Genomic DNA, 21,048 nt, shown 5'->3' on the forward strand with positions numbered 1-21,048 from the left:
CCTCATTGATCTTCTGGTCAATTGCCACCGTCACCTGCTCCACGGGGAGACAGCGGTTGGGATTCCACGCCATCAGCAAAAAAGCCCTGCATAAGCAGGGCCCGGTGCCGACCGATCACGGCATGACGCCGCCTGCGAAACGCAGAACCTGCACATCGGGTGTGCTGGTGACCGGACCGCTGAGCCTAGTTAGCCAACGGTGGGAGCGGGACTCCACTTGCTGTCTCAGGCTTAGCCGGAGACGGTCGCGTATGGGAGTCTACCAGTCAAGACACCGTGCTCGGTCACGTCGCTGCCCGGCGGCCTCGTCGCGACGGCATTACATAGCCGACACCAGCGATTCGCTGCCAGCCGGATCATAGGCATTCCCTAGCAATACCGAATATCCTCGCCGTCTGTGACCCTCACCGCCGCCCGCCCACGCAGCGAGTCGAATACTCGGCTCCGCTGGGTGCCGGCGACGGCCGGCTGGATCGTCGGGATTATCGCCACCCTGTCGCTGATCGCCAGCGTCTCGCCAGTGATCCGGTGGGCGATCCGGGTGCCCCGCGAGTTCATCAACGACTACGTCTTCAACTTCCCCGACACCAGCTTCGCGTGGTCATTCGTGCTGGCACTGCTGGCGGGCGCGCTGACCGCCCGCAAACGCGTGGCGTGGTGGGTGCTGCAACTCAACCTGCTGCTGGCCGCCGGATTGAACGTGGCCGGCCTGGTCGCCGATCATCCCGGCCCGGCGAAGACCTTCGGCGAGACGCTCGGCCTGGGTCTGCACCTCGCGGCGATAGTCGTGGCGACCCTCGCCTACCGGGAGTTCTGGGCCAAGGTGCGCGCGGGCGCCTTGTTCAAAGCGGCGGGAGTTTTAATCACCGGCTGGGCGATCGGAATCGTGCTGTCGTGGGGGCTGATCGAGGCGTTCCCGCGCACGCTTGCCGCCGAGGACCGGCTGTTCTACGTGGTGAACCGGGTGGTGGGGTTCGCGGTCGTGGAATCGGCGCAATTCACCGGCCGGCCACCGGTCTTCCTCAACGCGCTGATGGGGCTATTCAGCGCGATGGCGTTGATCGCCGCGGCGATCGTGCTGTTCCAGTCGCAGCGCGCCGACAACGCGCTGACCGGTGAGGACGAATCAGCTATTCGCGGTCTGCTCGAAATGTGGGGCAAGAACGACTCTTTGGGTTACTTCGCTACCCGCCGGGACAAGTCGGTGGTGTTCGCGCCGAGCGGACGCGCCGCGATCACCTACCGCGTCGAGGTCGGGGTCTGCCTGGCCAGTGGTGACCCGATTGGCGATCCGCGGGCGTGGCCGCAGGCGATCGGCGCGTGGCTGGCACTGTGCCAGACCTACGGCTGGACGCCCGGCAACATGGGCGCAAGCTCGGCCGGCGCCAAAGCTTTTCGCGAGGCCGGCCTCAACGCGTTGGAACTCGGCGACGAGGCGATCCTGCATACCGCCGAGTTCAGGCTATCCGGGCGAGAGATGCGAGGCGTGCGTCAGGCGGTGACGCGGGCCCGCCGCGCCGGGCTGACCGTGCGCATTCGCCGGCACCACGACATCGAACCCGCCGAAATGACCCAGGTGACGTCGCGGGCGGATGCCTGGCGCGACACCGACAACGAGCGCGGGTTCTCGATGGCGCTGGGCCGGCTCGGTGATCCCGCCGACGGCGATTGCCTGCTGGTCGAAGCTGTCGACCCGGACGACACGGTGGTCGCGATGCTGTCGTTGGTGCCATGGGGGCGCAACGGGGTGTCGCTGGATCTGATGCGACGCTCGCCGCAATCACCCAACGGGACCATCGAGCTCATGGTGAGCGAGCTTGCGCTGCACGCCGAGCGCATCGGTATCACGCGAATCTCGCTGAACTTCGCGATGTTCCGGTCCGCCTTCGAGCAGGGCGCACAGCTCGGCGCCGGACCGGTGGCTCGGCTGTGGCGCGGATTCCTGTTGTTCTTTTCACGGTGGTGGCAGCTGGAGACGCTGTACCGCTCCAACATGAAGTATCAGCCCGACTGGGTGCCGCGATACGCCTGCTACGAAGACGCCCGGATGGTCCCGCGGGTGGGCGTCGCGTCGGTGATCGCCGAGGGCTTCCTAGTGCTGCCCTTCGTCCGGCGCGACGAACAACACACCGGCCAGCACCCGTCGGTCCCTCCGACACTGCTGGCAACCGGACTGCTGCACGACGACGGCTCCGCCCCGGACGTCGCAGCGTTGCAACAAGCCGACCTCAGTGACCAGGAAGAGCGCGGACGTCGGCTGCCCGAGCAGATGCGCGTCCGGCTGTCGAAACTGAAAGCCTTGCAAGACAGTGGGATCGACGCCTACCCGGTGGGCCGGCCGCCGACCCACACAGTGGCTCAGGCCTTGGACACCGCCGACCAGGCCGACGTCTCGGTGTCGGGCCGGGTGCTGCGGATCCGCGACTTCGGCGGGGTACTTTTTGCCGAGCTGCGCGACTGGTCAGGCGAAGTGCAACTGCTGCTGGAGAACTCGATCCTGGGGCACGGTCGTACCGCCGATTTCACCAAGGCCATCGACCTCGGCGATCTGGTCGAGGTCACCGGTGAAATGGGATACAGCAAGACCGGAACCCGTTCGCTGATCGTGCACCGGTGGCGGCTCATCGGGAAGTGTCTGCGCCCGCTGCCTAACAAGTGGAAAGGGTTGACCGATCCTGAAGCGCGGGTCCGCAGTCGCTACGTCGACCTGGCCGTCAACGCCGAATCACGCGAACTGATCACTGCCCGCAGCGGTGTGCTCCGCGCGATCCGAGACACATTGAACGACAAAGGTTTTGTCGAGGTCGAAACCCCGATTCTGCAGCAAGTCCACGGCGGCGCAACCGCCCGCCCGTTCGTCACGCACATCAACAGCTACGACCTCGATTTGTTCTTGCGGATCGCGCCCGAGCTGTACCTCAAGCGGTTGTGTGTCGGCGGCATGGAGCGGGTCTTCGAGTTGGGCCGGGCATTCCGCAACGAGGGCGTGGACTTCAGCCACAACCCTGAGTTCACACTGCTGGAGGCCTACCAGGCGCACGCCGACTACAAGGACTGGATCGACGGCAGCCGCGAACTCATCCAGAACGCCGCACTGGCCGCCAACGGCGCTCACGTCGTGCTGCGACCCACGCCGAGCGGGTCGCTGGAAGAAGTCGACATCTCCGGTGTCTGGCCGGTGAAAACCGTTCACGAAGCGGTCTCCGAGGCGCTCGGTGAGCACGTCGACGCCACTACCGATCTGGCTACGCTGCGCCGGCTGTGCGACGCTGCGGGGATCCCGTACCTGGCGCGCTGGGATGCCGGCGCCGTCGTGCTCGAACTGTATGAGCACCTGGTCGAAGACCGCACCGAGCACCCGACGTTCTACATCGATTTCCCGTCCTCGGTCTCACCGCTGACGCGGCCGCACCGCAGCCAGCCCGGTCTCGCCGAGCGCTGGGACCTGGTGGCGTGGGGCGTCGAGCTGGGCACGGCGTACAGCGAACTCACGGACCCCGTCGAGCAACGTCGACGCCTCGAGGAGCAGTCGCTTCTGGCCGCTGGTGGTGACCCCGAAGCCATGGAGCTCGACGAGGATTTCCTGCAGGCCATGGAATACGCCATGCCGCCGACCGGGGGCCTTGGCATGGGTGTCGACCGGGTGGTCATGCTGGTCACGGGCCGCAGCATCCGCGAAACGCTGCCGTTCCCGCTAGCAAAGCCGCGCTAAACCAATCCACTGACATCTCGGTGAGCGGAAATACGGCTTAAAGCAGGCATTCCGTACCACAATGGACTGCGTGACAGGTTCAACGGCGAACCTCCCCGTTGTGGTGCTGGCCGACAACCACACCTCGTTGATGCACGGCTGGGTGCCCGGCGTGGTGCAGGCGCTGTCTGTGGCGCTCTTGCTGTTGGCGGTCGGATGGCGTAACCGAATGTGGCGGCTGTTCCATCTGCCGGTGGCGGCGGTTCTGGGCGCCGCGTTAGCCGCCTGCTCCAGCTGGTACATCGCCAGCGCCGGCTTGGCCGACGATCCCGCGCCTGACCTGCTGTGGTGGTGGATCGCCGGTAGCGGTGCGGCCGCCGCGATCCTGATCCTCGGCTGGCACAGCGCACGGTGGTGGCGCCGGGCGGCGTCGCTGGTGGCCGTACCGATGTGCCTACTGAGCGCCGCATTGACGCTCAACCTATGGGTCGGCTACTTCCCTACCGTGCAGACCGCGTGGGATCAGCTGACCTCCGGACCGCTTCCCCACCAAACCGACGCCGCCGGAGTTGCCGCTTTGGCAGCCGCCGGCCTGCCGCCCGCCCACGGCATGGTGGTGCCGGTCACGATCCCCGACACCGCCTCACATTTCAAGCATCGCGGAGAGCTTGTCTACCTGCCGCCAGCGTGGTTCTCCAGCAATCCACCGCCGCCGCTGCCCGCGGTGATGATGATCGGCGGCGAATTCAACACGCCCGCCGACTGGCTGCGTGCCGGCAACGCCGCCAAGACCATCGACGCGTTGGCCGCGACGCACGCCGGCAACGCCCCGGTGTTCGTGTTCGTCGACTCCGGCGGAGCGTTCAACAACGACACCGAGTGCGTAAACGGCAGTCGCGGCAACGCGGCTGACCATCTAACCAAAGATGTTTTGCCGTATGTTGTTTCGAAGTTCGGCGTCAGCCACGAGGCAGCCAACTGGGGTATCGTCGGCTGGTCGATGGGCGGGACTTGCGCCTTGGACCTCACCGTCATGCACCCGGAGCTGTTCAGCTCGTTCGTCGACATTGCCGGTAGCGCGGGACCCGAATCCGGAACCAAAGCCCAAACCATCGCGCGGCTATTCGGTGGCAACGCCACCGCTTGGGCCGCCTTCGATCCCGCCACAGTGATCGCCAAACACGGCCTGTATCACGGGGTCTCCGGATGGTTCGACGTCTCGTCGAGCGCCCGTCGTCACGGCATATCGGTGACCGATGCGGGCGACACCACCCGCGGCGGTCGAAACGCCACCCCCGTTCCGGGCGATCAGATCGCCGCGGCCGAGGCGTTGTGCGGCCTCGGCCGCGCGCACGGCATCGACTGCACGATCGTCGCGCAACCGGGAAATCATGACTGGCCCTTCGCGAGCAATGCGTTCGCCGCGGCGCTGCCCTGGCTGGCCGGTCGACTGGCCACTCCCGGGGCGCCGCGGATCCCCACGCCGTCGAGCTGGCCGGTGACGCCGGATCTGATACCCCACGCCACACCGGTCGGGCGTTGACGCGGGTAGTGTGAATCGATGCCCGACGAGCCGGACAACTCCCCCGCTGAGCCCGACGCCGGCTACACGAATTCCGGGGTGCCTACTTTCGACTCGGTTCGCGAGAAGATCGAGTCGCGCTACGAATCCTCCATCGGCGCGGGAGAATTGGACTCCGAGAGCGCCGAAGGTCGTGCCATCGAGGAGCAGTTCGAGACGCGGCAACGGGCGGCCGCCGACCGACTCGCGCAAATCCGCGAATCGATGCGCGACGGACACAGCTGACCTCCGGCTCGGGCACGGTGCGCCACTTCACCGCGGAGGAACGCCGGCGTCGGCTGGTCGAGCGGCAGTTCGTGTCGCTCGCCGACCGTGTCATCCCAGACGCGACCGCCGAACTGATCGGACTGCACGCCACCGATCCCGCCACGCCGTTCCTGTCGTTGTGGGCGCGGTGTCCAGGCTTCGTCGCCTCTGACCTCGAACGCGAACTGTACGAGAATCGAACCGTGGCCCGGCATCTGGCGATGCGGCGCACATTGTGGGTGGTGGCCGCCAGCGATCTGCCGGTCATCCAGGCAGCGGCCAGCGACCGGGTCGCCGCCAACGAGCATCGCCGGCTGGTTGGCGACCTGCAGAAGGCCGGCATCACAACGGATGGCGAAGGCTGGCTGACGAAGGCATGTTCGGCGGTACTGGACCACCTGGCTGAGCACGGGCCGCTGACGAGCACCGAACTGCGGTCGGCCCTCCCCGAGATCGGTGGGACCTACGATCCGGCGCCGGGAAAATCGTGGGGCGGTCATGTTCCGGTGGCGCCCCGCGTTCTGACTGTGCTCTCGGCCCGCGGGGCGATCGTGCGGGGCCCCAACGACGGCGGCTGGACCACGTCACGGCCCAGGTGGGCGTCGACCGCGGAATGGTTGGCGCTCGCCACCGCGCCACTCGAACCATTCTCTGCCCTGTTGCAGCGCTGGCTGCGGACGTTCGGCCCGGCCACCGCCGAAGATGTCAAATGGTGGTTCGGTACCACGCTGACCGCAACCCGAAAAGCGTTGGGCGCCATTGGTGCTGTGGAGGTTGACGTGGGCTCAGGCCCGGGGTTTGCACTGGCCGAAGATCTGGACGACGAATCCGACCCCGAACCGGTCGCGGCCCTACTGCCCGGCCTCGATGTCACGACGATGGGCTGGTTCGAGCGTGATTGGTACTTGAACGGGCATCGCGGTCAAGTCTTTGACCGCAACGGCAACGCCGGACCCACCGCCTGGTGGAACGGACGCGTGGTCGGCGGCTGGTATCAGGACGACGGCGCGCAGGTGCACGTGCAACTGCTCGAGGACCCCGGCCGGGACGGCCGACGAGCCTTGACGCGACGAGCCGCTGAGCTGACGTCGTGGCTCGACGGTGTGCGGATCAAACCGCGGTTCCCCTCGCCGTTGTCGAAAGCCGCCGACTAGGCGCTGACCTTGCGGCGGTTGGTCGCTCGCTTCTGCGGGCGCGCCGCGGGCTTGTTGGCCTCGGTCAGCACTTCGGCAAGGAACTTGCCGGTGTAGCTCTCCGGGACCGCCATCACGTCCTCTGGCGTACCTTCGGCGACGATCGTGCCGCCCCCGGCGCCGCCTTCCGGCCCCATGTCGATGACCCAGTCCGAGGTCTTGATGACGTCGAGGTTGTGCTCGATGACGATCACCGTATTGCCTTTGTCGACAAGGCCGTTGATGACATCCAGTAGCTTACGGATGTCTTCGAAGTGCAAGCCGGTGGTCGGCTCGTCGAGGATGTAGACGGTGCGACCCGTGGAGCGCTTCTGCAATTCCGACGCCAGCTTCACCCGCTGCGCTTCACCGCCGGACAGGGTCGGCGCGGGCTGGCCGAGGCGCACGTAGCCAAGCCCGACGTCGACCAGGGTACGCAGGTAGCGGTGGATCCCGGTGATCGGCTGGAAGAACTCCGCGGCCTCCTCGATCGACATGTCGAGCACCTCGGAGATCGTCTTGCCCTTGTAGTGCACCTCGAGTGTCTCGCGGTTGTAGCGTGCGCCGTTGCATACCTCGCAGGGCACGTACACGTCCGGCAGAAAGTTCATCTCGATCTTGATCGTGCCGTCACCGGTGCACGCTTCGCAGCGACCGCCCTTGACGTTGAACGAGAATCGGCCCGGCTGGTAGCCGCGCACCTTCGCCTCTGTGGTCGCCGCGAACAAGGTGCGAATCTTGTCGAAGACGCCGGTGTAGGTCGCCGGGTTGGACCGCGGCGTGCGGCCGATCGGCGACTGGTCGACCCGGACCAGCTTGTCGACGTTGTCAAGACCGGTGACGCGGGTGTGCCGGCCCGGAACATGACGAGCGCCGTTAAGCCGGTTCGCCAGCACCGCCGCAAGGATGTCGTTGACCAACGTCGACTTGCCGGAACCCGACACGCCGGTCACCGAGGTCAGCACGCCGAGCGGGAACGTGACGTCGATGCCACGCAGGTTGTGCTCGTTGGCACCGACCACCGTGAGATGCCGCTTCCTGTCCACCGGACGCCGAATCGACGGCGCCGCAATGCGTTCCTTGCCGGACAGGAAGGCGCCGGTGATCGACTCCTTATTCGTCAACAGGTCGGCGTAGGTGCCGCTGTGCACGATGTGGCCGCCGTGCTCGCCGGCTCCGGGACCGATGTCGACCACCCAGTCGGCGTGCGCGATGGTGTCCTCGTCGTGCTCGACGACGATCAGGGTGTTGCCCAAATTCCGCAGCCGCGTGAGGGTTTCGATGAGCCGACGGTTGTCGCGCTGATGCAGCCCGATGGACGGCTCGTCGAGCACGTACAGCACGCCAACCAGACCGGACCCGATCTGGGTGGCCAGTCGGATGCGTTGCGCTTCGCCGCCGGACAGGGTGCCCGCCGCCCGCGACAGTGACAGGTATTCCAGTCCGACGTCGAGGAGGAAGCCCAGCCGCGACTGGATCTCCTTGAGCACCTGGCCGGCGATCGCCTGTTCCCGGGTGCCCAGGGTGAGCGCGTTGAGGAACTCGGCGCAGTCCGAGATCGACAGCTCGCAGACCTCGGCGATCGACTTGGCGCCATGCTTGCCGGCGGCCATGGTGACCGCCAGGATCTCCGGCTTGAGCCGCGTTCCGTGGCACTCGGGACACGGGACGTCGCGCATGAAACCCTCGTAGCGCTCCTTCATCAGCTCAGACTCGGTCTGGTCGAGCTTGCGCTCCAGAAACGCCAGCACGCCCTCGAAGTCGGCGTAGTAGGACCGGGTGCGCCCATACCGGTTCCGGTATTTGACGTGCACCTGTTCGTCGCAGCCCTCGAGAATTGCCCTGCGCGCCTTGGCGGGAAGCTTGCGCCACGGCGTGTCGACGTCGAAGCCCATCGCCTCGCCGAGGCTGGCCAGCATCCGGGTGAAGTACTCCGCCGTGTGCCCCATCGACCAGGGTGCCACCGCCCCCTCGGCCAGGGTGCGGTCTGGGTCGGGCACTACGAGTTCCGGGTCGACCTCTTTGCGAATGCCCAGACCGGCGCACTCCGGGCAGGCGCCGTAGGGCGAGTTGAACGAGAACGACCGCGGCTCGAGGTCGTCGACCGCCAGCGGGTGTCCGTTGGGGCAGGCCAGTTTCTCGGAGAACCGCTGTTCGCGGTTGTGCGCGTCGTGCTCTTCGTCGACGAACTCCAAGACCACGATGCCGTCGGCCAAATTGAGCGCAGTCTCGACCGAATCGGTGAGCCGCTGTTTGGCGCTGGCCTTGACGGTCAGGCGGTCGACGACCACCTCGATGTCATGCTTCTCCTGCTTTTTCAGCTTGGGCGGATCGGTCAGCGAATGCACCACGCCGTCGACCCGCACCCGGCTGTAGCCCTGCGCGTTCAGTTTCTCGAACAGGTCGGCGAATTCGCCCTTGCGCGTCCGCACCACCGGAGCAAGCACCTGGAACCGGGTGCCTTCCGGCATCACCAGCACCTGGTCGACGATCTGCTGCGGGGTCTGCCGGGCGATACGCTCGCCGCACACCGGGCAGTGCGGCGTGCCGGCTCGGGCGTACAGCAGACGTAGATAGTCGTACACCTCGGTGATGGTTCCCACCGTCGACCGTGGGTTGCGGTTGGTCGACTTCTGGTCGATGGACACCGCCGGCGACAGGCCCTCGATGAAGTCGACGTCGGGCTTGTCCATCTGCCCCAGGAATTGCCGCGCATAGGCCGACAGCGACTCGACATAGCGCCGCTGCCCCTCGGCAAAGATCGTGTCGAACGCCAGCGAAGACTTTCCCGAGCCCGATAGGCCGGTGAAGACGATCAATGCGTCGCGCGGCAAATCAAGATCGACACTGCGTAAGTTGTGCTCTCGCGCACCTTTGACAACAAGGCGATCAGCCACGCAATCCCTCTCTGCGCCGTTTCCGGGCGCCGCCCGGACAAGTCACTCCCATGCTATGTGCCCGCACCGACAAACAGCGTCCGGCCAGTACGGTGAGGGGTATGACCGTCCTCGACGAGAACTACACCGGCCATGTCGAATCGGGCAGCGCCGCTCGCCGGACTCTTCCGGGAGCGACGATCCTGAAGACGTCGGTCGGCCCGATGGACAACAACGCCTACCTGGTGACTTGTTCCGCGACCGGGGAAACGTTGCTCATCGACGCGGCGAACGACGCGGACGCCCTGATCGAACTCATTCGCGAGCACGCGCCCAAGGTGTCGCTGATCGTGACCAGCCATCAGCACTTCGACCATTGGCAGGCGCTGGAAGCCGTCGCCGGTGCGACGGGAGCATCCACGGCCGCACACGAGATCGACGCCGAGCCCCTGCCGGTCACGCCGGACCGCCTGCTGGCCGGTGGCGACACCATCGAGGTCGGCGAGCTGACCTTCGACGTGATTCATCTGCGCGGTCATACCCCGGGATCGGTTGCGCTGGCGCTCGACGGTCCTGCGACTGGCGGTGTAACTCAACTGTTCACCGGTGACTGCCTGTTTCCTGGAGGAGTCGGTAAGACCTGGCAACCTGGCGATTTCGATCAGCTGCTCGACGACGTCACCGCCCGGGTGTTCGACCGATTCGACGATGACACGGTCGTGTATCCCGGCCACGGAGACGACACCACGATCGGCGCTGAGCGGCCGCATCTCGCCGAGTGGCGCGAACGCGGCTGGTAAACCGCGTGAGACCTCCAACCCTGGATGCCGGGACCGACTTTGCGGACTACTTCCTACCGCTGGACAGCACCTTCCAGTCCTTCTGAACCCCGATTCCCGAACCAGACGGCACCCTGACCGGTACGTAAGCGGTGAGTAAATTGCGCCGCGAAACCCGGTGCAGCGCCTACGCTTAGCCGATGCGCGTGGGCGTCGACTTCGGCACAACACACACCGTCGTTGCGGTCGTCGACCGGGGCAACTACCCCGTGGTGTCGTTCGACGGAGTCGACTCCTGGCCCTCTCTGATCGCCGGCGACGCCTCCGGAGAGCTGCGGTTCGGCCCCGCTGCCGCCGCGGTCCGGCACGACCCGGCCTGGTCGGTGCTGCGTTCGTTCAAGCGCCTGCTCAACGACGCCGGCCCCAGGACGACCGTGGAACTGGCGGGACGCTCCCATCGACTGGCCGACCTGTTCGCCGGATTTCTGGCCCAGCTGAAAAGCGATCTGCACCATCGGTCGAACGCCGACCTGGCGGCTGGTGAGCGCGTCGAGGCGGCGATCAGTGTGCCGGCCAACGCGTCCAGCTCACAACGCTTTTTGACCCTGGATGCGTTCGCGCAGGCCGGCTTCCAGGTGGTGGCGTTGCTCAACGAACCCTCGGCGGCGGGCTTCGAGTACGCCCACCGATACCGCTCGACGATCACCGCCAAACGGGAATACGTGCTGATCTATGACCTCGGCGGCGGCACCTTCGACGCATCTCTGCTGAAGATGACCGGGCGACTCAACGAAGTCATATTCAGCGAAGGCATCCAGCGCCTCGGTGGTGACGACTTCGACGAGGCCATCCTCAAGATGGTGCGCGCCCGCGCCGGTCTGCGTCGGCTCCCGACGGGTGTCCGCGAGCAATTGCGCGAGGAGTGCGCCGCGCGGAAAGAGGCGGTCAGCCCCAACACCCGCCGGTTCCTCGTCGACCTCACCGCGGCCGCCAAGCCCCCGTTCACCTGCCCAATCGACGACGTCTACAAGGCATGTAATTCGTTGGTAGACAAGACAATTACGATACTTCCCCGCGTGTTGCGCGACCGGGCAGGCAGCGAGGTGGACTGGTCTGAGGTTGCCGGGGTCTATGTGGTGGGTGGTGCCGGCAGCTTTCCTCCGGTCGCGCGTGCCTTACGCGCCGCGTTCGACGAGAAGCGCGTCAAGCGCTCGCTGCATCCGTTCGCCGCCACGGCGATCGGACTCGCCGCGTTCCTCGACAAAGAGGCCGGATTCGCGCTCTCCGAACGTCTTTCGCATCATTTCGGAGTCTTCCGGGAAACCCGGGCAGGCGAAGAGGTGTACTTCGATCCGATCGTGCCCAAAGGCGCCGAACTGCCGACGGCGGGGCAGCCACCCATCGTCGTCACCCGGACCTACCGCGCGGCGCACAACATCGGTCACTTCCGCTTCGTCGAGTGCAGCCGGTTACTAGACGGCCGGCCCGACGGTGACGTAACCCCATACGATCCGGTGTTCTTTCCGTTCGATCCGGCTCTGGGCGACGACGGCGACCTGCCGCGCCGGCCGGTATACCGCCGCGATGACGGCCCAGACGTCGAGGAGCGCTACGTCATCACCGACGGTGGAACGGTCGAGGTGACCCTCACCACGCGTCCGGACCAGCTGACCCGCACCTTCCGGTTGGAGCGCCGCGACCTCGCCAGCGCATAGCCCCGCTGCGCGAACGCGTGATGGCTATGACGTGTGGACGATCAGCACGTCGACCTTGGCGCGCCGCGACACGTTGGCGGGTACCGAGCCCAGCAGTCGGCCGGCGATGGTGCTCAGGCCGACGTTGCCGACCACCAGTAGGTCGGCATCGACCTCCTCGGCGAGCCCGACCAGGGCGTCCACCGGGGCGCCGACGATCGACCGCTCTTCGACGTTCTTGGCCCCCGCGGCGCTGGCCCGCTCCTTGGCCTCGCGCAGGATGGCGTAGATCGGGGCACTGCCCGACACCTTGTAGCTCTCGTCCTTCAGCAGATCGGCGGCGCGAGCATCTTGGTTCTGAGGTAAATACGCCGTCGCAACGATCAGTTTCGCGTCCGCCCCGGCGATGCTCCCTGCCTTCTCCACCGCGCGAAGCGACGAATCCGATCCGTCGGTTCCTACCACCACGGTCTGATAGGCGCTCATTTACCCTCCCAGGTGTTGGTTGCTACGCCAACCAAAGACAGTAACGCTTCGTCGCAGACTGATGGCCGAATTGGGGACACACCGATTTCGGCCCGCAATTGCCCACCGGCACTACGGCGCGCGCGTTCTGAGACTTTCGTCTCAATCACGGCACTTGCACGCAACCGTAAATCTTGTTGTTGCGCAACCCTTTTCGTTTTTCGGATAACGCTATGCTTTTGTTGCGCAAGTTCAAACTATGAGGAAAAGTGCTCCGTGAGCAGGCAGTACGGGTAAGCAGGTTCACCACTGTGGCCCTACAGTGACACACATCATGGTTGCAACGACAGTCGAGGAACCCACCAAAGCGGTCCTTGTACCCGTCACGCCCCCGCGGAGCGCGGGCAGGTTCTCCGACCCGCTCGCGATCGCGTTGCTGACCGCGCTCGTCGGGGGTGTCGCTGCGAGCCGTCCGTCGCTGTGGTTCGACGAGAGCGCAACCATTTCGGCCTCGGCCAGCCGATCGGTGCCCGAACTGTGGAAGCTGCTCACCCACATCGACGCCGTCCACGGGCTGTTCTACCTGCTGATGCATGGCTGGTTTTGCCTCTTCCCGGCGACCGAATTCTGGTCGCGGGTGCCCAGTTGTCTGGCCGTCGGCCTCGCGGCAGCCGGCGTGGTGGTCCTGGCCAGGCAATTCCTGCCGCGGCGCACCGCGATCTACGCCGGCATCGTGTTTGCCATCCTGCCGCGCGTGACCTGGGCGGCTGTCGAAGCACGGTCGTATGCACTGCAAGCGGTCGCGGCCGTATGGCTGACCGTGCTGTTGATCACTGCGATACGCCGTCATCAATGGCGGCTGTGGGTCCTTTACGGGCTTGCCCTGATGGTCTCGATATTGCTGAACGTCTACCTGGTGTTGCTGGTGCCGGCTTATGCGGTCATCACGCCGATGCTCCGGCGGCAACGATCCGTCGTGGTCTGGTGGGCGATCACCTCGGCCGTGGCGGTGGCAGCGCTGACGCCGCTGATGCTGTTCGCGCACGGGCAGAGCTTCCAGGTGGCCTGGATCCACTCGTTGACCTGGCACACCATGCTCGACGTGTTCCTGCACCAGTACTTCGACAACAGTGTGCCGTTCGCGGTCCTGACGGCGTTGATTTTCGTTGTCGCGCTGGCGATTCGGCTCACCGGCCGCTGGGAGTCAGCCGGCGACACCCGTCGCATGCTGATCATCTGCGCAGCCTGGATAGTCGTCCCCACCGGGATCAGCCTGATTTATTCGGCGCTGAGCGACCCGTTCTACTATCCGCGGTACCTGTTCTTCACCACCCCGGCGATGGCGATCGTGATCGCGACCTGCATCGTGGCCATTGGCCAACGGCCGCGGTGGATCGCGCTGGCGCTGGTCGCCCTCGCCGTCGCGGCGTTACCGAATTATCTTCTCTCTCAACGGCAGCGTTATGCCAAGGAGGGGTGGGACTATAGCGACGTCGCAGACCTGATCTCCGCCCGCGCATCCGCAGGTGACTGCCTGCTCGTCGACAACACGGTGGGCTGGTTGCCCGGCCCGGTCCGTGCGCTGCTGGCCGCCCGGCCGGCCGCATTTCGTCCGCTGGTCGACATCGGCCGAGGCGTCCCTGCGCCGAAGCGAGAGACTCTATGGGACGGTCATGTCGCGGTGTGGTTGATCGTCGGCCGGCTGTACAAGTGCAGGACGTTGTGGACTATCACGACGCACGACACCAAGCTGCCACTTCATCAGGCCGGGCCGTCATTGCCGCCCGGACGCGACTTCAGCCGGGCGCCGGCGTACCAGGTTCCGAAGAACGTGGGCTTCCACATCGTCGAGCGGTGGCAGTTTCACCGAACTGAGGTCATCAAGTCGACACGTTGATCACGTAGCTTGACGGGGATGGAGATCTGGCTTGCCGACCCGCTCTTCGGCGGCAGTGTGCAGAACGGCCGCCATCTCATGGAGCTGCTCGCCGCGTTCGGATTGACGGCGATCATCGGCTTGGAACGCACCATCCAGGGCAAAGTCGCCGGGCTGCGGACCCAGACCATCGTCGGTACGTCGTCGGCGTTGATCATGCTGGTCAGCAAGTACGGATTCGGCGATGTGTTGGCGGCGCAGACCCTGGTGCTCGACCCGTCTCGGGTTGCGGCACAGGTGGTCTCGGGTATCGGGTTTCTCGGCGCCGGGATCATCATCACGCGCCGCGGCGCGATTCACGGGCTCACCACAGCCGCGGCGGTGTGGGAATCCGCGGCCATCGGCCTGGCGGCGGGCGCCGGGCTGCTGTTGCTGGCCGCCGCCGTTGTGGCGTTGCACTTTGTCAGCGCGCTGGCCTTCAACGCGGTGGAGCGGCAACTCAACGCACGGCTGCGAGGGACGGTCCGGTTGCAGATCGTCTACGACAACGGCCGGGGTGTACTTCGCGCGATCCTGCGCGCCTGTGGCCAACGGAACTGGCAACTCACCGAGCTCGACGCCGACGACGGCAACATCGACCGCGACCAGGTCACGGTGTCGATGACACTGTCAGGCGCCAAGATCACCAACGCCGCGCAGGTCCTGTCCGAGATCGACGGCGTTTCCGGTGTGCTGAGCGCCGACGAAGATCCCGACTAGGTCTACCCGGAAGTCATGGCGGTGTGCCCACATTGCGGGCCGCGCGGCGCGAGGCGATGGCGCCCAGCAGGCCCACCACCGCGAACACCGCAAATAAGGCGCGCGCGGCGATCACCAGGTCCCCTTCCGCGCTGTTGACCACGACGCCGGCCAGGCCGGCACCGAACGCCCCCGCGATCATCTCGATCGTGTTGATCGCCGCGCCCGCCGCGGCGCCTTCCCGCTCGTCGGCGCACTGCATCGCCCACGCCGACAGGTGCGGCCAGCCCGCTCCCATCCCCGCTCCGGCGACGGTCAGCGCCGCCGCCCAGGTAACGACGAGGCCCACCGGCGCATGGTCGGCCTGCGTCACGGCGGCCAAGACAAAGCCGGCAGCACCGACCAGCGGGCCGGCGACCACCAAGCGCTTGACGGCTTTGCCGCTCTTCAACGACGCGCTGACGAATTCACTGACCGCCCAGCCGATTGCCAACGCGGCGCCGAGAAAACCGGCCACCACAGGCACCAGATGCGCCAGGCGCTGCCCGAACAGCGGAACGTACATGTCCACCATGGCAGAGGCCATCAGCACCGCCAAGGCCAGATAGATCCACTTCAACGGCCCGGGACCAAACATGCTCAGCGGCAGCACTTTTACCGCCGCCCGACGGTCCACAAGTACGAAAACGACCACCAGGATCGCGCTCGCCGCCAACAGCATCACGGTCAGTGCGACGCCGGTCGGAATCTGGGCGATGCTGACCGTCAACGCCGCGCCGCTGAGCAGCAGCACCGACCACACCGGCACCTTCAGCCCCGCTGACCGTTCATCGGGGCGTGTATGCCCGGCCGGCAACACCAGGGGGACGAGCGCCGCCATCGCGACGGACAGGATCGCCATGGCGCCGAATGCCCAACGCCACAAACCGAATTGGGCAAACAGCCCGCCGGCGGCCGGGCCGATCACGGTGGCCACCCCCCACATCGCCGACACCAACGCCGACGCCCGGGTCCATAGCGCTCGAGGCAGGGTGGTCGAAATGAGCGCATATCCCAGCCCAGCCAATAGTCCGCCGGCCGCTCCTTGGAGCGTCCGGCCGACCAGCATCACGCCCATCCCCGGAGCGGCCGCGCAGATGAGGCTGCCGGCCCCGAATACCGCGAGCCCCCAAAGAAACGACCATCGCGCCCCGAGTCGCAGCAAGATCGCGTTGACCGATGCGGCCGCCACTACCGAGCCGACCAGGTAGAGGGTGGTCACCCAGGCGAAGAGGCGCTCGCCGCCGATTTCGGCGATCGCGCTCGGCAGCAGGCTGACGGTCAGGAACTCGTTGGTGGCGTACAGCGCCACCCCACCGGCCAGCAGCGTCGACGTACCCAGATGTCTGGGGCCCAGTAGCGCGCGCCAGCTGTCGTCCGCCGGTGTGCTGATCACTTCAGGCCGGCGGCGTCCATCCCCCGCAGCTCTTTCTTCAGATCGGCGATCTCGTCGCGGAACCGGGCCGCCAGCTCGAACTGCAGGTCTCGGGCCGCGGTCATCATCTGCTCGGTGAGGTCCTTGATCAGATCGGCCAACTCGGCACGCGGCATGTTCGTGGTGTCGCGTCCCTCGAAGACGCCGGCGCTGACCGCCCGGCCCGGCTCACCTTGGGCACGCCTCCCCCGCGACGAGTTGCGACCTGACCCGCCGATCGCGACATTCTCGGTGTCGTCCGCCTCGCGATACACCTGATCGAGGATGTCGGCGATCTTCTTGCGCAGCGGCTGCGGGTCGATGCCGTTCTCCTCGTTGTAGGCAATCTGTTTGGCCCGGCGGCGCTCGGTCTCGTCGATGGCTTCCTTCATCGAGTCGGTCATCGAGTCGGCGTACATGTGCACCTCACCCGACACGTTGCGGGCCGCGCGGCCGATGGTCTGGATCAGGCTGCGCGACGAGCGCAGGAAACCTTCCTTGTCCGCGTCGAGGATCGCCACCAGCGACACCTCGGGCAGGTCCAACCCCTCGCGGAGCAGGTTGATACCGATCAGCACGTCGTAGTCACCCAGCCGCAGTTGGCGCAGCAACTCGACGCGGCGCAGCGTGTCGACCTCGGAGTGCAGGTAGCGCACCCGGATGCCGAGCTCGAGCAGATAGTCGGTGAGGTCTTCGGCCATCTTCTTGGTCAGCGTGGTGACCAGGATTCGTTCGTCGGCGTCGGCACGCTTGCGGATCTCGCCTATCAGGTCGTCGATCTGTCCCTTGGTGGGCTTCACCACGACCTTGGGATCGACCAGCCCGGTCGGTCGGATCACCTGCTCGACGAACTCCCCGGCAGCTTGGCTGAGCTCGTAGGGACCCGGCGTCGCCGACAGGTACACCGTCTGACCGATGCGGTCGGCGAACTCCTCCCAGGTCAACGGCCGGTTGTCACACGCCGACGGGAGCCGGAACCCGTACTCGACCAGGTTGCGCTTGCGGGACATATCGCCCTCGTACATGCCGCCGATCTGCGGCACCGTGACGTGCGACTCGTCGATCACCATCAGGAAGTCTTCGGGGAAGTAGTCCAGCAGCGTCGCCGGCGGCGACCCGGGTCCGCGCGCATCGATATGCCGCGAGTAGTTCTCGATGCCCGAGCAGAACCCGACCTGACGCATCATCTCGATGTCGTAGTTGGTCCGCATCCGAAGGCGCTGGGCCTCGAGTAGCTTGCCCTGGCCCTCGAGCTCGGCGAGCCGTTCCTCGAGCTCCTGCTCGATGGTCGAGATCGCCTGCGCCATGCGTTCCGGGCCGGCCACATAATGCGTCGCAGGAAATATTCGCAGCGAATCGACTTGTCGCACAACATCACCGGTCAGCGGATGCAGGTAGTACAGTGCTTCGATCTCGTCGCCGAAGTACTCGATGCGCACCGCCAGCTCTTCATACGACGGGATGATCTCCACGGTGTCACCGCGGACGCGGAACGAGCCGCGGGTAAACGACATGTCGTTGCGCGTGTACTGCACGTCGACCAGCAGCCGCAGCAGGCCGTCGCGCGGCACCTCGGTGCCGACCTTCAGCTCCACCGAGCGGTCCAGGTAAGACTGAGGCGTGCCCAGGCCGTAGATGCAGGACACCGATGCGACCACCACGACGTCGCGTCGCGACAGCAGCGACGACGTCGCGGAGTGCCGCAACCGTTCGACATCGTCGTTGATCGAGCTGTCTTTTTCGATGTAGGTGTCGGTCTGCGCGATGTAGGCCTCGGGTTGGTAGTAGTCGTAGTACGAGACGAAGTATTCGACAGCGTTGTGCGGCAACATCTCTCGCAACTCGTTGGCCAACTGCGCGGCCAGCGTCTTGTTTGGCGCCATCACCAGCGTCGGGCGTTGCAGCCGCTCGATGAGCCACGCCGTGGTGGCCGACTTACCGGTACCGGTGGCACCGAGCAGCACGACGTCGCGCTCCCCCGCCTCGATGCGACGTTGCAGCTCGTCGATGGCGGCCGGCTGGTCACCGGCAGGCTCGTACGGGCTGACCACTTCAAAGCGGCCGCCAGCCCGAACCATGTCTTCGACGGGGCGGTATTCGGAGTGCGCAAGCACGGGATGCTCGGTAGCAAACGCCATGTCACCAGGGTAGAGCGCACCACCGACATGCGGCCCACGGTTCAGCCGTGCTGGCTGCTCCACACCCGGGTACCGGGATCGCATTCGATCAGGTGTCCGTCCTCGGACTTCGACATGGTGAACACCGGGATATCGGTGCACGAGGTCCCGACCGGGTGGACGCCGCTCGTTGCCGGCGCCTTGTCCCAGACGTTGCCCTCGCACACGACCTGCTGATTGGCTGTCGGATCGAAGGCGACCTTGTCGACGTCGGTGCACGGTCCGCCCAACACGGCGGGCGTCACGGCCGCAGCCGGCGATGCCGTGGTGTTGGCGGCCTGCGCGGGATCGGCAATCGTCACGCCCTCGGGCACGTCGCCGGTCCGTGACGCGACGACGGGTGTTCGCAGAGTCGCGCCCTGAGAACCGCATTCGTTGCTCTGCACGGTCTGGCTCTGGACGCCACGCAGCGTGCCATCCGGCTCCGGGGTCAACGTCCACACCACCGTCTCCGACTGAGTGGACATCGGTCCTCCGCGCGACGTTCGGCACGCAACCTGGATTTGGCGCGGCTCGGCCTGCCAATTGCCGTCGACGAAATGCAGGACACCGGTATTGCCGGTGCCGGTCGCCTTGGCCTCGGTGTGGCTCGTCTCGTCCAGCTTCGTGCCGGTCGCCGCGCATCCGTTGGCGGTGCACGCTGACGTGAAGGCCCACCAACTGGTCACACCGCCGTTGGTCCGGATGACACCGTTCGACGTCTGCTTCGCCCGGTCGTAGTCAAGCCGGTAACGGCCGTTCAACGGCGGTGCTGCGAGCGCCGACCCCGACGACGACGTCTTGCTCACTTTCGGCGGCGTACCGGGACTGGCCGGCGGTTGATCGTTCCACGAGAAAAACGAGATCGCCCACGTCACCGACAGCGAGAGCACCGCGAGGACCATCGCCACCAGCAGACCGGATCTCAGCGACAACCTCCGCCGGCCGGTCCTGGCCCGGGGGCGCCGTACGGGAGGCCGCCGGCGCGCGCTGTCGGCGCAACCGGACACCTGCTCGCTGAACGCCGCGGCGAACTGCCGGCACCGATCGAACCGGTCGCCCGGCTCCTTGGCCAAGGCCTTGAGAAACACCTCGTCGAGCCCGGCCAAGTCCGGCCGGTAGTCGCTTAGCCGCGGCGGGGCCGCGTGCAGGTGCTGACTGATCACCGCGACGGGGTTGGAATTCTGGAACGGCGGGACACCGGTGAGCAGGTGGAACGCCGAGGCGGCCAACGCGTACTGATCGGCGCGGCCGTCCATGGTCGACCCGACGAGCTGCTCAGGGGCCGCGTAGGCGACCGTACCGACCGCGACGTTGGTCTCGGTGATGCCGCTGATGTCGGCGAGCTGACGGGCAACACCGAAGTCCGCCAACAGGATTCGACGATCATCCTCGTCGGGATGGGTCAACAGAATGTTGGCGGGTTTGACGTCGCGGTGCAGCAGACCCCGCGCGTGCGCATAGTCAAGGGCACCCGCGACGGCGGTGACGATCGCGCACACGTCCGTTTCGCTCATGCCCCCGCGGAACCGTTCGCGCATCAATCGCGCGGCGTCGGTGCCCTCGACGTAATCCATCGCAATCCACAGATGACCGTCGAATTCGCCCCGGTCATGCACCGCGACGATGTGCGGATGCCACAGCGTCGCAGCCAGATCCGCTTCGCGGTTGAACCGCTCGCGGAACTCTTGGTCGGCGGTGGTGCCTTCACTGAGGATTTTCAACGCATCCCGGCGAGGCAGGCGGGGATGCTTGGCCAAGTAGACATCAGCCATCCCGCCTGATCCCAGCGGCCGCAGGATCGTATAGCCCGCGAACGATGTCGGCGCCGCCAACGCACTGTCGGAGGGGGCGCCGGATGCGGGTCGACGCGCCTTCGCCGCTTCCCGGGATGGCCGCGACCCGATCAGCGGCACCTTAGTCAGCAACCGGGTGATGGCCGACTCCGGTAGCGACGCATACCCCCGCTCCAGCAGACTGCGAGAGCGCGGCGGGTCGGCCGGCGGGACCGACGGCCCGGAGTGGGCGTCCCAGCGCTCGGTGGCCCTGGTCGCCTCGTCCATTACCGCTTCCCCCTCACAACTCTCGATTGGCGTGTGCTTCGCCACATGTCCCGTTACCCGCCGGATCGAGATCGCCAATCACTTGCGGGCCGGGCGCTTTCACCGTTCCCCCAGGCGCCACCCAGCACGCAGTACTGGGTTCACCCTTCACGATCATGCCGCGAAATGCGGTGCACTCTTGTTGCGCGGCTTATGAAACAGCTGTGAATCAACGGCTTTGAAGCAGTTCGCGACGATATATAACCGAATCACAGTGC

Annotated in this window: 13 protein-coding genes; 8 read left to right on the plus strand and 5 right to left on the minus strand. The window is 66.1% G+C overall.

Going from position 1 to position 21,048, the window contains the following annotated elements:
* The first annotated feature begins 382 nt into the window (after positions 1-382).
* From lysX to MKK62_RS23135, 4 genes are all read left to right on the plus strand, one after another.
* Positions 383-3,712, plus strand: coding sequence for a bifunctional lysylphosphatidylglycerol synthetase/lysine--tRNA ligase LysX (gene lysX / locus MKK62_RS23120; protein ID WP_434085113.1), 3,330 nt, complete (start codon positions 383-385; stop codon positions 3,710-3,712).
* Positions 3,713-3,773: 61 nt separating this feature from the next.
* Positions 3,774-5,234, plus strand: a complete 1,461-nt coding sequence (locus MKK62_RS23125; RefSeq protein ID WP_240263523.1) for an alpha/beta hydrolase — start codon at positions 3,774-3,776, stop codon at positions 5,232-5,234.
* A gap of 18 nt (positions 5,235-5,252) precedes the next feature.
* Positions 5,253-5,498 (plus strand): PspA/IM30 family protein, encoded by a 246-nt coding sequence (locus MKK62_RS23130; RefSeq protein ID WP_240263522.1) that lies wholly within the window; start codon positions 5,253-5,255, stop codon positions 5,496-5,498.
* A gap of 17 nt (positions 5,499-5,515) precedes the next feature.
* Positions 5,516-6,673, plus strand: coding sequence for a winged helix DNA-binding domain-containing protein (locus tag MKK62_RS23135; protein ID WP_240263521.1), 1,158 nt, complete (start codon positions 5,516-5,518; stop codon positions 6,671-6,673).
* Here MKK62_RS23135 and uvrA read toward each other — a convergent pair.
* Entirely contained in the window at positions 6,670-9,588 is a 2,919-nt protein-coding gene (gene uvrA / locus MKK62_RS23140) for an excinuclease ABC subunit UvrA (RefSeq protein ID WP_240263520.1), read from the minus strand. The two genes, MKK62_RS23135 and uvrA, sit on opposite strands and share 4 nt — an antisense overlap.
* Before the next feature lie 101 nt (positions 9,589-9,689).
* On the opposite strand from uvrA, the gene MKK62_RS23145 reads away from it, so the two are divergent.
* Both MKK62_RS23145 and MKK62_RS23150 read left to right on the plus strand, forming a co-directional pair.
* Positions 9,690-10,367 carry an MBL fold metallo-hydrolase gene (locus MKK62_RS23145; protein ID WP_240263519.1) on the plus strand — a complete coding sequence of 226 codons (678 nt, stop codon included), beginning with the start codon at positions 9,690-9,692 and terminating at the stop codon, positions 10,365-10,367.
* Positions 10,368-10,546: 179 nt separating this feature from the next.
* A complete protein-coding gene (locus tag MKK62_RS23150; RefSeq protein WP_240263518.1) occupies positions 10,547-12,061 on the plus strand; it encodes an Hsp70 family protein in 1,515 nt (504 codons plus the stop codon).
* A 24-nt stretch (positions 12,062-12,085) separates the two neighbouring features.
* Here MKK62_RS23150 and MKK62_RS23155 read toward each other — a convergent pair whose 3' ends face one another.
* On the minus strand, positions 12,086-12,526 hold the full coding sequence (locus tag MKK62_RS23155) for a universal stress protein (RefSeq protein ID WP_240263517.1): 441 nt from the start codon (positions 12,524-12,526) through the stop codon (positions 12,086-12,088).
* 313 nt (positions 12,527-12,839) lie between these two features.
* On the opposite strand from MKK62_RS23155, the gene MKK62_RS23160 reads away from it, so the two are divergent.
* Together MKK62_RS23160 and MKK62_RS23165 are read left to right on the plus strand one after the other, a co-directional pair.
* On the plus strand, positions 12,840-14,402 hold the full coding sequence (locus MKK62_RS23160; RefSeq protein ID WP_240263516.1) for a glycosyltransferase family 39 protein: 1,563 nt from the start codon (positions 12,840-12,842) through the stop codon (positions 14,400-14,402).
* Between the two features lie 18 nt (positions 14,403-14,420).
* Entirely contained in the window at positions 14,421-15,140 is a 720-nt protein-coding gene (locus MKK62_RS23165; RefSeq protein ID WP_240263515.1) for an MgtC/SapB family protein, read from the plus strand.
* A gap of 13 nt (positions 15,141-15,153) precedes the next feature.
* On the opposite strand, the gene MKK62_RS23170 is transcribed toward MKK62_RS23165, so the two are convergent.
* From MKK62_RS23170 to MKK62_RS23180, 3 genes are read right to left on the minus strand one after another with little or no spacing between them, the layout of a single operon-like run.
* A complete protein-coding gene (locus MKK62_RS23170; RefSeq protein WP_434085114.1) occupies positions 15,154-16,551 on the minus strand; it encodes an MFS transporter in 1,398 nt (465 codons plus the stop codon).
* The gene (gene uvrB / locus MKK62_RS23175; protein WP_240263513.1) at positions 16,551-18,710 is read right to left on the minus strand and encodes an excinuclease ABC subunit UvrB; all 2,160 of its coding nucleotides are present in this window, start codon (positions 18,708-18,710) and stop codon (positions 16,551-16,553) included. Before uvrB ends, MKK62_RS23170 begins: the two co-directional genes overlap by 1 nt.
* Positions 18,711-18,751: 41 nt before the next feature.
* The gene (locus MKK62_RS23180) at positions 18,752-20,791 is read right to left on the minus strand and encodes a serine/threonine-protein kinase (RefSeq protein WP_240263512.1); all 2,040 of its coding nucleotides are present in this window, start codon (positions 20,789-20,791) and stop codon (positions 18,752-18,754) included.
* Positions 20,792-21,048 lie beyond the last annotated feature (257 nt).

The sequence above is a fragment of the Mycobacterium paraterrae genome (genome assembly GCF_022430545.2).
Lineage (GTDB): Bacteria > Actinomycetota > Actinomycetes > Mycobacteriales > Mycobacteriaceae > Mycobacterium > Mycobacterium paraterrae.

Coding starts and splice junctions, on each gene's coding strand:
- uvrB (WP_240263513.1), bottom strand. CDS start 18,710: ATGGCGTTTGCTACCGAGCATCCCGTGCTTGCGCACTCCGAATACCGC.
- MKK62_RS23165 (WP_240263515.1), top strand. CDS start 14,421: ATGGAGATCTGGCTTGCCGACCCGCTCTTCGGCGGCAGTGTGCAGAAC.
- MKK62_RS23160 (WP_240263516.1), top strand. CDS start 12,840: ATGGTTGCAACGACAGTCGAGGAACCCACCAAAGCGGTCCTTGTACCC.
- MKK62_RS23150 (WP_240263518.1), top strand. CDS start 10,547: ATGCGCGTGGGCGTCGACTTCGGCACAACACACACCGTCGTTGCGGTC.
- MKK62_RS23155 (WP_240263517.1), bottom strand. CDS start 12,526: ATGAGCGCCTATCAGACCGTGGTGGTAGGAACCGACGGATCGGATTCG.
- MKK62_RS23125 (WP_240263523.1), top strand. CDS start 3,774: ATGGACTGCGTGACAGGTTCAACGGCGAACCTCCCCGTTGTGGTGCTG.
- MKK62_RS23145 (WP_240263519.1), top strand. CDS start 9,690: ATGACCGTCCTCGACGAGAACTACACCGGCCATGTCGAATCGGGCAGC.
- MKK62_RS23180 (WP_240263512.1), bottom strand. CDS start 20,791: ATGGACGAGGCGACCAGGGCCACCGAGCGCTGGGACGCCCACTCCGGG.
- MKK62_RS23130 (WP_240263522.1), top strand. CDS start 5,253: ATGCCCGACGAGCCGGACAACTCCCCCGCTGAGCCCGACGCCGGCTAC.